10 protein-coding genes are annotated in these 14,861 nt (G+C 68.2%); 6 read left to right on the top strand and 4 right to left on the bottom strand.

Features of this window, described 5'->3' with window-relative positions; all coding sequences use genetic code 11:
• Positions 1 to 78: 78 nt before the first annotated feature.
• Positions 79 to 3,852, bottom strand: a complete 3,774-nt coding sequence (gene metH, locus ABFG95_RS17305; RefSeq protein WP_068980454.1) for a methionine synthase — start codon at positions 3,850 to 3,852, stop codon at positions 79 to 81.
• Positions 3,853 to 4,299: 447 nt separating this feature from the next.
• On the opposite strand from metH, the gene ABFG95_RS17300 reads away from it, so the two are divergent.
• The 6 genes from ABFG95_RS17300 (at position 4,300) to ABFG95_RS17275 (ending at position 11,651) form a co-directional block, all read left to right on the top strand.
• Entirely contained in the window at positions 4,300 to 6,339 is a 2,040-nt protein-coding gene (locus ABFG95_RS17300) for a TonB-dependent receptor (protein ID WP_063580547.1), read from the top strand.
• 54 nt (positions 6,340 to 6,393) lie between these two features.
• Positions 6,394 to 7,326, top strand: coding sequence for a cobalamin-binding protein (locus ABFG95_RS17295; protein ID WP_348994806.1), 933 nt, complete (start codon positions 6,394 to 6,396; stop codon positions 7,324 to 7,326).
• Positions 7,327 to 7,645: 319 nt separating this feature from the next.
• Positions 7,646 to 8,455, top strand: coding sequence for a thiazole synthase (locus ABFG95_RS17290; RefSeq protein ID WP_006386872.1), 810 nt, complete (start codon positions 7,646 to 7,648; stop codon positions 8,453 to 8,455).
• Positions 8,452 to 9,294 carry a bifunctional hydroxymethylpyrimidine kinase/phosphomethylpyrimidine kinase gene (gene thiD / locus ABFG95_RS17285; RefSeq protein WP_054419002.1) on the top strand — a complete coding sequence of 281 codons (843 nt, stop codon included), beginning with the start codon at positions 8,452 to 8,454 and terminating at the stop codon, positions 9,292 to 9,294. Before ABFG95_RS17290 ends, thiD begins: the two co-directional genes overlap by 4 nt.
• A gap of 243 nt (positions 9,295 to 9,537) precedes the next feature.
• Positions 9,538 to 10,218 carry a protein-L-isoaspartate O-methyltransferase gene (locus ABFG95_RS17280; RefSeq protein ID WP_006386870.1) on the top strand — a complete coding sequence of 227 codons (681 nt, stop codon included), beginning with the start codon at positions 9,538 to 9,540 and terminating at the stop codon, positions 10,216 to 10,218.
• Between the two features lie 101 nt (positions 10,219 to 10,319).
• Positions 10,320 to 11,651, top strand: a complete 1,332-nt coding sequence (locus tag ABFG95_RS17275; protein ID WP_049070950.1) for a TolC family outer membrane protein — start codon at positions 10,320 to 10,322, stop codon at positions 11,649 to 11,651.
• Between the two features lie 15 nt (positions 11,652 to 11,666).
• Here the strand turns inward: ABFG95_RS17275 and ABFG95_RS17270 are convergent, their stop codons facing one another.
• The 3 genes from ABFG95_RS17270 to ubiB all read right to left on the bottom strand — a co-directional run bounded on the left by ABFG95_RS17270 (position 11,667) and on the right by ubiB (position 14,860).
• On the bottom strand, positions 11,667 to 12,155 hold the full coding sequence (locus ABFG95_RS17270; protein WP_054503333.1) for an adenylyltransferase/cytidyltransferase family protein: 489 nt from the start codon (positions 12,153 to 12,155) through the stop codon (positions 11,667 to 11,669).
• Positions 12,156 to 12,244: 89 nt separating this feature from the next.
• Positions 12,245 to 13,123, bottom strand: a complete 879-nt coding sequence (locus ABFG95_RS17265) for a ferritin (RefSeq protein WP_049070947.1) — start codon at positions 13,121 to 13,123, stop codon at positions 12,245 to 12,247.
• A gap of 183 nt (positions 13,124 to 13,306) precedes the next feature.
• A complete protein-coding gene (ubiB, locus tag ABFG95_RS17260; RefSeq protein WP_054418997.1) occupies positions 13,307 to 14,860 on the bottom strand; it encodes a ubiquinone biosynthesis regulatory protein kinase UbiB in 1,554 nt (517 codons plus the stop codon).
• Position 14,861: the final 1 nt, after the last annotated feature.

Genomic DNA, 14,861 nt, shown 5'->3' with positions numbered 1-14,861 from the left:
CCGCGCCGGACGAGCCGGGGCGGCGCTGGGGTGGCACTAAGATGCCGGGCGGGCCCGGCGCGGCGGCGGAACCGGCCGTCAGCCCAGGTTCGGCGCCAGCGTGCGCTTCAGATCCTCGATGCTGCGGCCGCTGCGCGCGGCGTAGTCCTGCAACTGGTCTTCGCCGATGATGCCGACGTTGAAGTACTGCGACTGCGGATGGCTGAAGTAGAAGCCCGACACGCTCGAGGCCGGGAACATGGCGTAGCTGTCGGTCAGCATCATGCCGATGTCGGCGCCGTCCAGCACGCGGAACATGTCGGTCTTGACCACGTGCTCCGGGCAGGCCGGATAGCCCGGCGCCGGGCGGATGCCGACGTACTTCTCGGCGATCATGTCGTCGTTGGACAGCGCCTCGTCCGGCGCGTAGCCCCACAGGTCCTGGCGCACGCGGGCGTGCAGGCATTCGGCGAAGGCTTCGGCCAGGCGGTCGGCCAGCGACTTGAGCATGATGCCGGAATAGTCGTCCAGCGCCTTCTCGAACTCGGCTTCCTTCTTCTCGATGCCGATGCCGGCCGTCACCGCGAACATGCCGATGTAGTCGAGCTTGCCGCTGGATTTGGGCGCGATGAAGTCCGACAGCGACTTGTTGCTGACGCCCTCGCGCTTGGCGCCCTGCTGGCGCAGGTTGCGATAGGTGAACAGCACCTCGCTGCGGCTCTCGTCCTTGTAGACCTCGATGTCCTCGTCGTTGACGCTGTTGGCCGGATAGAAGCCGACCACGCCGTTGGCGGTCAGCCAGCGGCCCTCGACGATGCGCTTCATCATGGCCTGGCCGTCGGCGTAGACCTTGCGCGCCTGCTCGCCCACCACCTTGTCGTCCAGGATCGCCGGGAACGGCCCGAACAGGCTCCAGGTCTGGAAGAACGGGCCCCAGTCCACATACTTGGCAATCTCGGCCAGGTCATAGCTCTTGAAGGTGCGGCGGCCGATGAACTTGGGGCGCGGCGGCGTGTAGCTGTCCCAGTCGATCCGCGGGCGCGAGGCGCGCGCCTCGGCCAGCGGCAGGATCGGCGTGGCCTTGCGGTTGGCGTGGCGGCGGCGCACGTCCTCGTATTCCTCGGCCAGCTCCGCCAGGTAGGCGTCCGCCTGGTCGGACATCAGGCTGGTGGCCACGCCCACCGAACGGCTGGCGTCCGGCACGTAGATCACCGGGCCTTCGTAGTTGGGCGCGATCTTCACGGCCGTGTGCACGCGGCTGGTGGTGGCGCCGCCGATCATCAGCGGCACCTTGCGGCTGCGGAAATACTCGTCGCGCTGCATTTCCGAGGCGACGTAGGCCATCTCTTCCAGGCTGGGCGTGATCAGACCGGACAGGCCGACGATGTCGGCATTCTCTTCCTTGGCCTTCTCCAGAATCTGGGCGCAGGGCACCATCACGCCCATGTTCACCACTTCGAAGTTGTTGCACTGCAGGACCACCGACACGATGTTCTTGCCGATGTCGTGCACGTCGCCCTTGACGGTGGCGATGACGATCTTGCCCTTGGCGCGCACGTCGCCGCCGGCGGCCGCGATCTGGCGCTTTTCCTCTTCGATGAAGGGGATCAGGTGGGCCACGGCCTGCTTCATCACGCGCGCCGACTTCACCACCTGCGGCAGGAACATCTTGCCGGCGCCGAACAGGTCGCCCACCACGTTCATGCCGTCCATCAGCGGGCCTTCGATCACCTCGATCGGACGGCCGCCGCGCGCGGCGATCTTCTGGCGCACCTCTTCGGTGTCCTCGACGATGAAAGCGGTAATGCCGTGCACCAAAGCGTGCGACAGGCGCGCCTCGACCTGCGCATTGCGCCAGGCCAGGTCTTCTTCCTTCTTGGCGCCCGAGCCCTTCACCGTGTCGGCGAACTGCACCAGGCGCTCGGTCGGCGTGCGTTCGTCGGCCGGGTCGGTCTTGCCGACCGGCTCGGCGCGGTCCAGCACCACGTCCTCGACCAGGTCGCGCAGCTGGGGATCCAGATCGGCGTAGACGCCCAGCTGGCCGGCGTTGACGATGCCCATCGTCATGCCTTCCTTGACCGCGTAATACAGGAACACGGTGTGGATGGCCTCGCGCATCGGCTCGTTGCCGCGGAACGAGAAGCTCACGTTCGAGACCCCGCCCGAGATGCGGGCGTGGGGCAGGTTCTCGCGGATCCAGCGGGTGCCCTCGATGAAGTCGACGGCGTAATGGTTGTGCTCGTCGATGCCGGTGGCGACCGCGAACACGTTGGGATCGAAAATGATGTCTTCCGGCGGGAAACCCTCTTCCTCGACCAGGATCTTGTAGGCGCGGCCGCAGATTTCCTTGCGGCGCTCCAGCGTGTCGGCCTGGCCCAATTCGTCGAACGCCATCACCACCACCGCCGCGCCGTAGCGGCGGCACAGGCGGGCGTGGTGGCGGAACGGCTCCAGGCCTTCCTTCATGGAGATCGAGTTGACCACCGGCTTGCCCTGCACGCACTTCAGGCCGGTCTCGATCACGTCCCACTTGGAGCTGTCGATCATCACCGGCACGCGCGCGATGTCGGGCTCGGAGGCAATCAGGTTCAGGAAGCGGTGCATGCACGCCACCGAATCCAGCATGGCCTCGTCCATGTTGATGTCGATGATCTGCGCGCCGTTCTCGACCTGCTGGCGGGCCACCGCCAGCGCCTCGTCGTATTTCTCTTCGCGGATCAGGCGCGCGAACATCTTGCTGCCGGTGACGTTGGTGCGTTCGCCCACGTTCACGAACAGCGTGTCCTCGTCGATGTTCAGCGGCTCCAGGCCCGACAGGCGGGTCTTGACCGGGATCTCCGGCACCACCCGCGGCGTCAGCGCCGCGACCTTGTCGGCAATCGCGCGGATGTGGTCGGGCGTGGTGCCGCAGCAGCCGCCGGACATGTTCACCAGCCCGGCGCGGGCGAATTCCTCCAGCAGCGCGGAAGTGTCGGCCGGGGTCTCGTCAAAGCCGGTCTCGGCCATCGGGTTGGGCAGGCCGGCGTTGGGGTAGACACAGACGTAGGTGTCGCAGATCTTGGACAGCTCGGCCACGTACGGGCGCATCAGCGCCGCGCCCAGCGCGCAGTTCAGGCCGATGGTGACCGGCCGCGCATGGCGCACCGAGTTCCAGAAGGCCTCGACGGTCTGGCCCGACAGGATGCGGCCGGAGGCGTCGGTGACGGTGCCCGAGATCATCACCGGCAGGCGGATGCCGCGCTGCTCGAACACTTCCTCGGTGGCGAAGATCGCGGCCTTGGCGTTGAGCGTGTCGAAGATGGTTTCGATCAGGACGATGTCGATGCCGCCATCGAGCAGGCCGTTGAGCTGTTCAACGTAGGCCACGCGCAACTCGTCGAAGGTGACGTTGCGCGCGCCCGGGTCGTTCACGTCGGGCGAGATCGACGCCGTCTTGGGCTGCGGGCCGAGCGCGCCGGCCACGAAGCGCGGCTTGTCCGGCGTGCTGTACTGGTCACAGGCCTGGCGCGCCAGTTGCGCGGACACCAGGTTCAGCTCGTAGGCCAGTTCCGGCAGGTCGTAGTCGCCCTGCGCGATCGAGGTGGCGCCGAAGGTGTTGGTCTCGATGACGTCGGCGCCGGCTTCCAGGTACTGGCGGTGGATCTCCGAGATCACGTCCGGCCGCACCAGCGACAGCAGTTCGTTGTCGCCCTTCAGGTCCTTGCCATGGCCGGCGAAGCGCTCGCCGCGGAAATCGGCCTCGCCCAGCTTGTAGCGCTGGATCATCGTGCCCATGGCGCCGTCCAGGATCAGGATGCGCTGGCCCAGCAGGCGGGCGAAATCGCCGCCGCGGGTGAAACTCTCGGGCGGGTAAGGCAGGCGGGGATACGACACGTTCAGGTCCGAAAGGAGGGTTGGGCAACGAAAGCGGCCGCGCAAATGTCGCTAAAAAACGATAAAGGCCGAAAAATCAACCCCTGATCGTAACAAAACAGGCCCTGTTTCGCCCTCCGGTGATACAGTTTCGGCCCCGAACCGGTGCTTTCGGCGCACAGGGACAGGCAAGAACGCAACACTTGCCGGTCCGCGCGCGAAAGGTAAACGGGAAACAGGAAGACATCCGCCCCGCCGCCCACAAGGCCGGCCGGCCCGGACATCCAGCCTGTGCTGCCCCCGCAACGGTCCCCATGCGCGCGATGCGCCCATGGCAGCCCGATACCGGCCTGTTCGATCGCCAGGACGCCCGTCCGGCGCCCGCTCCCCAGGGATCGCGGCGTGGCCCGGGTTTCCTCCCCATCGTGATTGACCTGCGGGGTCGCGGGTCGCATCGAGGTCTTGTAGATGAAATCCCGCTCCATCCGGCGCTACGCTGGCGCCCTGCTCTGTTCCGCCCCGGCCCTCTCGGCCGCCCAGCAAGCCGCCACCCCCGAACTCGACACCGTCACCGTCACCGCCCAGCGCGTGCCCAGCGATGGCCGCACCCTGCCGGTATCGATCTCCGTCATCACCGCCGAAGACATCGCCGCCAGCAGCGCCCGCACCATGCAGGACCTGCTGTCGACGCAGGCCGGCATCCACCTGGTCAACACCACCAGCGCCAGCGACAACGCCATCGTCGACCTGCGCGGCTTCGGCATCACCGGCGCCAGCAACACGCTGATCATGATCGACGGCGTCAAGCAGAACACCAACGATCTGTCCGCCCCCAGCCTGGGCGTGGTGCCGCTGGACCAGGTCGAACGCGTCGAAATCGTGCGCGGCAGCGGTTCGGTGCAATACGGCGGCGGCACCACCGGCGGCGTGATCAACATCATCACCCGCAAGGACTTCGCCAAGGAGCCGGTCACGGCCCGCGCCACCGCCACTTTCGGCAGCTACGGCCTGCGCCAGTACGACGCCGCCGTGGCGCTGAACAACCAGAAGGTGGGCGTGGACGCCTACATGCAGTCGCTGCACAGCGACGGCTACCGCGAGCACAGCGGCGAGAGCCGCGAGGGCGGCGGCGGCGGCATCACTTTCCGCCACGACAACGGCTCGATCCGCCTGTATGGCAACACCACCACGCAGAAGCTGGACCTGCCGGGCCCGCGCCTGATCAACCCGACCACGGGCGAGAACCAGTTCGAAAGCGACCCGCGCGGCGCCAAGAACAAGGTCGACTTCGTCAAGACCACCACCACCACCTTCGGCCTGCAGGTCGAGCAGCAGCTCGGCGTGGGCACGCTGTACGCCGACGCCTCGACCCGCGAGAAGAAGCTCAACGGCCTGTCGTACGACGGTTTCGGCGACACGCTGCGCCAGCAGAAGCTGGAAGAGAACCTGGCCAGCCTGCGCTACCGCCTGCCGATCAACGGCGGCCACAGCGTGGTGTTCGGCGCCGACGCGCAGGAAGCAAAGACCTCCGCCGACCAGAACGCCTACTACGACTTCGCCCCCTCCAAGTGGCAGTCGCGCCAGCATCAGTACGGCCTGTTCGCCGAAGGCCAGATCCGCGCCACCGACAGCACCTACGTCACCCTGGGCGCGCGCCGCCAGTACGCCTCCGACAAGCTGGAAGTGATTTCCGGCTCGGGCGAGGAATCCGACAAGGGCCACCACCTGACCGCCTGGCAGCTCGGCGTGCGCCAGGACCTGCCCGCCGGCTTCGGCCTGTACGGCAAGGTCGGCCGCAGCTTCCGCCTGCCCAATGCCGACGAAGCCCTGTCGGTGCAATCGCCGCTGGCGCCGCAGACGTCCACCGACAAGGAACTGGGCGTGACCTGGGCCTCGGACAGCACCAGCGCGCGCCTGTCGTGGTTCCGCTATGACCTGACCAACGAGATCCAGTACAACCCGCTGGCCGACGGCATGTGGGGCCCGGGCACCGGCGCCAACACCAACCTGGATCCGACCCGTCGCCAGGGCATCGAACTGGAAGGCCACCACAAGCTGACCAGCAGCCTGACGCTGGACGCCAACCTGACCTGGATGGAAGCGCAATTCCGCTCGGGCACCTATGGCGGCGTCGACCTGGCGGGCAAGACCGTGCCGCTGGCGCCCAAGTGGCTGGCCAACGCCGGCGTGACCTGGCGCCCCACCGACGCGTTCCTGTGGAACGTGACGGCGCAGTACGTGGGCAAGTCGCGCATGGACAACGACCAGGCCAACCAGTTCGACACGCAGCTGGACGCCTACGTGCTCTTCAATACCAAGGTGGCCTACAAGTTCACCCGCAACATCGAAGGCGCGTTCGGCATCAACAACCTGCTGGACCGCAAGTACGCCACCTACGGCATCCGTGGCGGCGATGCCTCGTTCCAGATGCTGGGCCCGGTTGCCAACTACAACCTGTACCCCGCGCCCGGCCGCAACTTCTACGCCTCCCTCACGGTGCGCTACTAAGCGGCGATCCGATATAGTCGGCGTTCCTCCACGCCGACCGTATCGATCCCTCGCATGACGTTCGTCCGCGCCCTTCCGTTCGCCGTCCTGGGGCTGCTGTGCGCCCCGGGGCCGGCGGCGGCCGCCCCCTCGCCCAAGACTGCAGCCGCGACCTCGGTCGAAGCCCCGGCGGCGGTCCACGCGCGCGACGACCGCGGCCGCGACGTCACCCTGGCCGCCCCGGCGCGGCGCGCGGTGACCCTGGCGCCGCACGCCACCGAGCTGGTCTACGCGGCCGGCGCCGGCGCCTACTTGGTCGCCACGATCCGCGGCAGCGACTATCCGCCCGCGGCACGCGCCCTGCCGGTCATCGGCGACGGCACCCAGCCCGATCCCGAGCGCGTGGCCGCCACCCGTCCGGACCTGGTGATCGCCTGGCAGCCTTCCGCCGCCGCGCCGCTGGCGCGCGTGATGGACAAGCTGGGCGTGGCGGTCTACTACAGCGACCCGCAGACGCTCGCGGCCATTCCCGACGCGGTCGAACGCCTGGGCGTGCTGTTCGGCACCGAGGCGCAGGCCGGCCCCGCCGCCCAGGCCCTGCGCGCGCGCCTGGACGCGCTGGCCGCGCGCTACGCCGGCCGCGCGCCGGTGCGGGTCTTCGTGCAGGCGGGCCTGGACCCCATCTACACGCTGAACCACGCCAGCATCGTCAGCGACGCGCTGCGCCTGTGTGGCGGCGTCAACGTCTTCGCCCAGGCGCCGGTGGTGGCGCCGCAGGTCGGCCTGGAAAGCGTGCTGGCGGCGCGGCCCGATGCGGTGCTGGCCGGCGTCTCCGCGCCCGCCGACACCACCCGCAACCTGGCCGCCTGGCGCGCCATGGGCCTGCCGGCGGCGTTGGCGGGCCACGTCTACGGCATTGACGCCGACGCGCTGTACCGTCCCGGTCCGCGCCTGATCGATGCGGCCGAACAGTTGTGCGCCGACCTGGACCGGTTGCGCCAGCCCTGAGGCGTAGCGGCATCCAGGAGCGTCTCGCGCAGGCCCTGGGCATCGCGGCACCCGCGGGCCGCCGCGCGCGGCCGCGCTATCGCCATCCCCATGCAGCGCGGCGCGCTCCCCGGATACCCCTGCCCGCGTCCCGGTCATTCGCACCGGCCACCGCTGCGCGGCAAGCGCGATTTCTGGAACGCGCCAACGTGGCCTTTCGCGCAGGCGCGCCGCGCCGTGCTTTATGATTCGCCTAACCGGGATCAACCCATTGATCCGCCCGATGATCAGCCAGCCCCCGCGGGTCCCGCTGCGCGCGCCCGCCCTTTGAAGCATCGCCATGACCACTCAAGACACTCTCACCATCGCCGGCCGCGCCTACTCGTCGCGCCTGCTCGTCGGCACCGGCAAGTACAAGGATTTCGAACAGACCCGCGCGGCGCTGGATGCCAGCGGCACCGAGATCGTCACGGTCGCCATCCGCCGCACCAACATCGGCCAGAACCCGGGCGAGCCCAACCTGCTCGACTACGTGCCGATGTCCAAGTTCACGCTGCTGCCCAACACCGCCGGCTGCTATTCGGCCGACGACGCCGTGCGCACGCTGCGCCTGGCGCGCGAGCTGCTGGACGGCCACGCCCTGGTCAAGCTGGAAGTGCTGGGCGATCCGCACACGCTGTTCCCCAACATGCCGGAAACGCTCAAGGCCACCAAGACGCTGGTGGATGAGGGCTTCCAGGTCATGGTCTATTGCACCGACGATCCCATCCAGTGCCGCATGCTCGAAGACATGGGCGCCGTGGCCGTGATGCCGCTGGCCTCGCTGATCGGCTCCGGCATGGGCATCCTGAACCCCTGGAACCTGCGCCTGATCATCGACCAGGCGCGCGTGCCGGTGGTGGTGGACGCCGGCGTGGGCACCGCCTCGGACGCCGCCATCGCCATGGAACTGGGCTGCGACGCCGTGCTGATGAACACCGCCATCGCCGCCGCGCGCGACCCGGTGCTGATGGCCAGCGCCATGAAAAAGGGCGTCGAGTCCGGCCGCGAGGCCTTCCTGGCCGGCCGCATGCCGAAAAAGCTCTACAGCGGCGCGCCCAGCTCGCCGACCGAAGGCCTGATCACCGCCGCCCCCGGCGCCGCCAAATGAGCAGCCGCCAGCCGGCCGCCACTGGCCGCCCGATCCCCAACGCGCTGACCATCGCCGGCGTCGACCCGTCCGGCGGCGCCGGCATCCTGGCCGACGTCAAGGCCATGAGCGCCCTGGGCGCCTATGGCTGCGCCGTCATCGCCGCGCTCACCGCGCAGAACACCCAGGGCGTCAGCGGCATCTCGCCGGTGCCGCCGGCCTTCGTCGGCCAGCAGATCGACACCCTGTTCGCCGACGTGCGCATCGACGCGGTCAAGATCGGCATGCTGGGCCAGCAGCCGGTGATCCAGGTGGTGGCCGAAAAGCTGGCCAAGTGGACCCCGGCGCACGTGGTGCTGGACCCGGTCATGGTTGCCAAGAGCGGCGACCTGCTGCTGGAACGCGATGCCGTCGGCGCCATGCGCGAAGCGCTGCTGCCGCAGGCCACGCTGCTGACCCCGAACCTGCCCGAGGCCGGCGTGCTGCTGGAAGAGCGCCCGGTGGAGACGGTCAAGGAAATGCGGCGCGTGGCCGAACGCCTGCGCAACAAGCTGGCGCATTCCGGCCAGCGCTGGGTCATGGTCAAGGGCGGCCACCTGCCCGGCAACGACACCATCGACCTGCTGCACGACGGCGACCGCATGATCGAGCTGCCGGGTCACCGCATCGAGACCGCCAACACCCACGGCACCGGCTGCACCCTGTCGGCCGCCCTGGCCGCCCTGCTGCCCCAGGTCGAGGACGTGCCCGAGGCGGCGCGCCGCGCCAAGGCCTACCTGACCGAAGCCATCCGCCACGCCGAGCGCCTGTCGGTCGGCTCCGGCCACGGCCCGGTGCACCACTTCCACGCCTGGTGGTGAGACCGGCGGGGCGGTATCGGACTTCGCATCCGGTCACCCGCCCCGGCCGGCCGCCAGGGCCGATGTAACCCGGCTCCCCGCGCTCTCCTCCCGTCCGCCCGGCTGGCCGTGATTGCGTCCGAAAGCGCCGCGACCGCCGGCCCGTTTCCGGGCGTGTAACCAGGCGGCCCGCTCCCCGGCGTCACAGGACGCTACGAATCGGTACAATGGTCGGCTGATTCCTCCGCTTTTTTCCTGACCGTCATGAACGCTTCGACCCTGCCCGACGTAGAACAAGCCCGCTTCAACATGGTGGAACAGCAGATCCGCCCGTGGGACGTCCTGGACGCCAACGTGCTGCAAGCACTGTTCGATGTGCGCCGCGAACAGTTCGTTCCGCCGGCCCTGCGCGCCCTGGCGTTTTCCGACCTGGAACTGCCGCTGGAAATCAACGCGGTCAATACCCGCCAGACCATGCTCGCCCCCAAGGTCGAAGCCCGCCTCGCCCAGGAACTGCAACTGAGCAAATCCGACTGCGTGCTGGAAATCGGCACCGGCTCCGGCTATCAGGCCGCGCTGCTGGGCTACCTGGCGCAGCAGGTCACCTCGGTCGAGATCGACAGCCGCCTGGTCACGTTCGCGCAGCAGAACCTGCAGATGAACAACGTCACCAACGTCAAGGTCGAAACCGGCGACGGCCGCAACGGCTGGGGTTCCACCGAATACGACGCGATCCTGGTGACGGGTTCGGTGCCGGTCGTGCCCGACGCGCTCAAGTACCAGCTGCGCGTGGGCGGCCGCCTGGTCGTCGTCGTCGGCCAGGCCCCCGTCATGACGGCCTGTCGCATCACCCGCACCACCGCCGCCAGCTTCGAGACCGTCAATCTGTTCGAAACGGTCATCAAGCCCCTGCGCGGCGCCACGGTGTCGCAGTTCAAGTTCTGAGTTCCCAGGCGGGGCCGTGCGGCCCCGCCACGCCGGCCCGCCCGGCCACACGGGCCCACGCCCTGGATCCCCTGGAGCAGCACCCCTCCCCCTGACAGATCATGCGCGTCCGACTGCTTACGGCTTTACTGGTTTTTACCTCCGCCGCAAGTGTCGGCCCGTCTGTCGCGTGCGCGCAGAATCTGCTGCAGGTGTGGCAATCCGCCCTGGGCAATGACCCCATCTATGCGGCGGCCCGCGCCAATTACCGCGCCGGGCTGGAAAAGGAACCGCAGGCGCGCGCCCTGCTGCTGCCCGAGGTCTCGGCCGGGGTCGGCGGCGCCTACCAGGAAACCCGCAGCACCCGCGGCCTGAGCATGGCCTACAGCGGCGGCCGGGGCGTCTGGGACCTGGCGCTGACGCAGCCGCTGTTCGACTGGGGCCGCTGGCAGAACCACGAACAGTCCAAGCTCATCGTCGCCGATGTCGAGGTGCAATTGCAGCAGGCCTACCAGGACCTGCTGCTGCGCGTGGCCGACGCCTATTTCAACGTGCTGTATGCCCAGGACGCCCTGACCGCCACCGAGGCCGAAAAGGCCGCCGTGGCCGGCCAGCTGGAGTCGGCCAAGCGCAACTTCGAGCTGGGCAACGCCACCATCACCGACACCTACGAGGCGCAGGCGCGCTACGACCTGGTGGTGGCGCAGGAACTGCGCCTGCAGAACGACCTGGACGTGCGCCGCGATGAACTGGCCAGGATCATCGGCACCGCCCCCGGCGCGCTGGCCGAACTGCCGCCGGGTGTGCAGTTGCCCGCGCCGCAGCCGGCCCGCGTGGCCGACTGGAGCAACCAGGCCGAATCCTCCAGTCTGGAGGTGCTGCGCGCCCAGCTGCTGACGCGCATCGCCGGCCGCGAGATCCAGATCGCCAAGAGCGGCCACTACCCCACCCTGAACCTGCGCGCCACCAGCGGCAGCGCCAGCGACGCGGTGATGCGCAATGCCACCCCCGGCAAGCCGATCGACAGCACCATCGGCGTGGTGCTGTCGATTCCCTTGTATTCGGGCGGCGGGGTGTCCTCGCAGGTCACGGAAAAGGTGCAGCTGGAGCAAAAGGCCCGCCACGATTTCGAGGCCGCGCGGCGCCAGGCGGTGCAGGCCGCGCGCCAGTACTACACCGGCGTCACCAGCGGCCTGGCGCGCATCCAGGCGCTGGAAGCCGGCGAGAAGTCCAGCCGCGCCGCGGTCGAGGCCAACCGCACCGGCTATGAAGTGGGCGTGCGCATCAACCTGGACGTGCTCAACGCCCAGCAGCAGCTCTACGCCACCCAGCGCGACCTGGCGCTGGCGCGCTACAGCACGGTGCTGTCGGGGCTGCGCCTGAAGGCCACCAGCGGCATCCTGGCCGAGTCCGACCTGGAAGCCATCAACCGCTTGCTGCGCGAACCGCGCTAAGCGCGCGGCAGCGTCTCAGGCGCCCTGGATCTTCTTGACCAGCGCCGTGGTGGAACGCTCGAACTCGAACGGAATGGCCACCGCGCGGCCGCCCCAGGTCTTGACCAGGGCGGTCTCGGGCAGCTTTTCCATGTCGTAGTCGCCGCCCTTGACGATCAGGTCCGGCTTGAGCTGGCCGATCAGCGCCTCGGGCGTGTCCTCGTGGAACGAGGTGACCACGGTGACAAAACCCAGCGCCGCCAGCAGCGCGGCGCGGTCTTCCATGCGGTTCAGCGGGCGCTCGGCGCCCTTGCCCAGGCGGCGCACCGATTCATCGGTGTTGACCGCCACGACCAGCGTGGCGCCCAGTTGGGCGGCCTGGTCCAGGTAGGTGGCGTGGCCCCGATGCAGGATGTCGAAGACGCCATTGGTGAACACCAGCGGCCGCGGCAGGCGGCCGGCGGCAACGGCGGCGACGCAGTCGTCGCGGGACAGGACTTTGGATTCGAAACGGGCGGCTGGCATGCCGCGATTGTACGACGGCGGCCGTGGCCGCCGTCATCGGTCATCTGACGCCCCCGGACAGGGCCGGCGCCCGCCGCCGTGGCGCCCGGTCAGGCGCCGGCCAGCACGATTTCCTTTTCCTTGGGCACGATCAGCGCCGTCATTTCCTTGCGGTAGCGGTTCAGGTCCTTGACCGTCTCGAAGCTGCGGTCCATCAGCTTGGACAGGATGTGCAGGATGCGGGTGGCGACCTTCTGTTCCCACACGCCGTCAAAGCGGATCTGGGTGTCCAGCCAATGCTCCAGCCAGCCCGGCTCGGGCAGGCGCGACTGCACCGTGTCGTTGGGGAACAGGTCCTTGTTGACGTGCAGGTTGGTCGGGTGCAGCGCCTGCTGGGTGCGGCCAGCCGAGGCCATCAGCACGCCGATCTTGGAGAACGCCAGGCGCGCCTGCACGCTGGTGTCCTCGCCACGGTTGTGCAGGGCGCGGCGCATGTACTGCAGGTAGGCGCCGGCATGGCGGGCCTCGTCCTGCGCCACGGTCTTGTAGATGGCCTTGATGACCGGCTCGGTATGCCATTCGGCGGCGCGGCGATACCAGTGGTTCAGGCGCACTTCGCCGCAGAAATGCAGCATCAGCGTTTCCAGCTCGGGCGCGACGTCGAATTCGAAGCGCACGTTGTGCAGCTCTTCCTCAGTGGGCACCAGGTCGGGACGGAAGCGGCGCAGGTATTCGATCAGCACCAGGGAATGCTTCTGTTCTTCGAAGAACCACACCGACATGAACGCGCAGAAATCGCTGTCGCCGCGATTGTCGCGCAGGAACATCTCGGTGGCCGGCAGCGCGGCCCATTCGGTGATGGCGTTCATCTTGATCGTATGCGCCTGCTCGTCCGAGAGCTTGCTGCGATCGAAGTCGCCCCAGGGAATATCGTGCGCCATGTTCCAGCGCACCGCTTCCATGGTCTTGAAGAGTTCAGGATAAAGCATGTTCTGCCCTTGTTTTCGTCCCGCTAGTGGGGCTATAGAAATTGATGAATGGCGCACGCGCTTGCCGGCGCGACGCTGCACAGAGGTCTGCCCAGCGCTATTTTTCGCCGTCTCCCGCGAAGCTATGATGACCGTTTCATGAATGAAACATGACAGGGGATCGCACTTACACCATCGCGCCGCCTATCGGGTCAATGCCCACAACGCCACCCCGATGGCCAGGGCCAGCACGCCAACCAGCGCCGCGACGAGCCGGTTGTTCTGTTCCTGGGCCCGCCGCAGCTGCGCCATCTCGGCCAGCAGCGCCGGCGAGAGGTTCGGGCGGTTCAGGTGGTCGTGGACCAGCCTGGGAAGCGCCGGCAGCATCTGCGACCACTGCGCGGCTTCTTTTTCCAGGCTCTGCCGCAGGCCCTTGATTCCGACACGCTGGCGCATCCAGCGTTCCAGATAGGGCTTGGCGGTCTTCCAGAGATCCAGGTTGGGGTCGAGCTGCCGCCCCAGGCCTTCGACGTTCAGCAACGTCTTCTGCAGCAGCACCAGCTGCGGCTGGATCTCCACATTGAACCGGCGCGAGGTCTGGAACAGGCGCAACAGCACCTGGCCCAGGGAAATCTCGGACAACGGCCGGTCAAAATAGGGTTCGCAGACGGCGCGCACCGCGCCCTCCAGTTCTTCCTCCCGCGTGTCGGGCGGCACCCAGCCGGACTCGATATGCAATTGCGCCACGCGGCGGTAGTCGCGGTGGAAGAAGGCCAGGAAGTTCTGCGCCAGGTAGTTCTTGTCGAATTCCGACAGCGAGCCGACGATGCCGAAGTCCAGGGCGATGTAGCTGCCCAGCGTCTCGGGCCGGTCGGACACGTAGATGTTGCCCGGGTGCATGTCGGCGTGGAAGAAGCCGTCGGTGAACACCTGGGTGAAGAAGATCTCGACGCCGGTGCGCGCCAGGGTCGGGATGTCGATGCCGGCGGCGCGCATGCGCTCGACCTGGCCCACCGGCACGCCATACATGCGCTGCATGGTGAACACGGTGGACGCGGTGTATTCCCAGATCACCTCGGGCACCATCAGCATGTCGCCGCGGCCCGATTCCGGACCGAAGTTGCGGCGCAGCTGGCTGCAGTTGGAAGCCTCGCGCACCAGGTCGAGTTCATCGTGCAGGTATTTGTCGAACTCGGCCACCACCTCGCGCGGCTTGAGCCGGCGGCCGTCGGCGCCCAGGCGCTCGATGATGCGGGCCACGATCTTGAGCAGCGACAGGTCCTTCTCGATGATGCTGAGCATGCCCGGGCGCAGCACCTTGACCGCCACCTCGCGGCCGTCGTGCAGCACCGCGAAGTGCACCTGGGCGATGGAGGCCGACGCCACCGGGTCCACCTGGAACTGCGCGAACAGCTTTTCGGGCGGCGCGCCCAGCGCGGCCTCGATGCAGGCAGCGGCCTGGGCCGACGGGAACGGCGGCACGCGATCCTGCAGCAGCGCCAGCTCGTTGGCGATGTCGGCCGGAATCAGGTCGCGGCGGGTGGACAGCACCTGGCCGAACTTCACGAAGATCGGGCCCAGCGATTCCAGCGCCAGGCGCAGCCGCAGGCCGCGCGGCTTGCGCGGCCGGGTGCCCAGGCGGATGACGCGCAGCAGGCAGGTGGCCAACGGATGGTTCAGGCTGGACAGCACCAGCTCGTCCAGGCCATAGCGCAGCGAAACCAGAATGATGCGGAACAGGCGCAGCAACGGAAACATA

This window comes from Achromobacter sp. HNDS-1 (assembly GCF_040084795.1).
Lineage (GTDB): Bacteria > Pseudomonadota > Gammaproteobacteria > Burkholderiales > Burkholderiaceae_B > Achromobacter > Achromobacter ruhlandii.
This window is presented reverse-complemented; position numbering and strand designations above follow the sequence as displayed.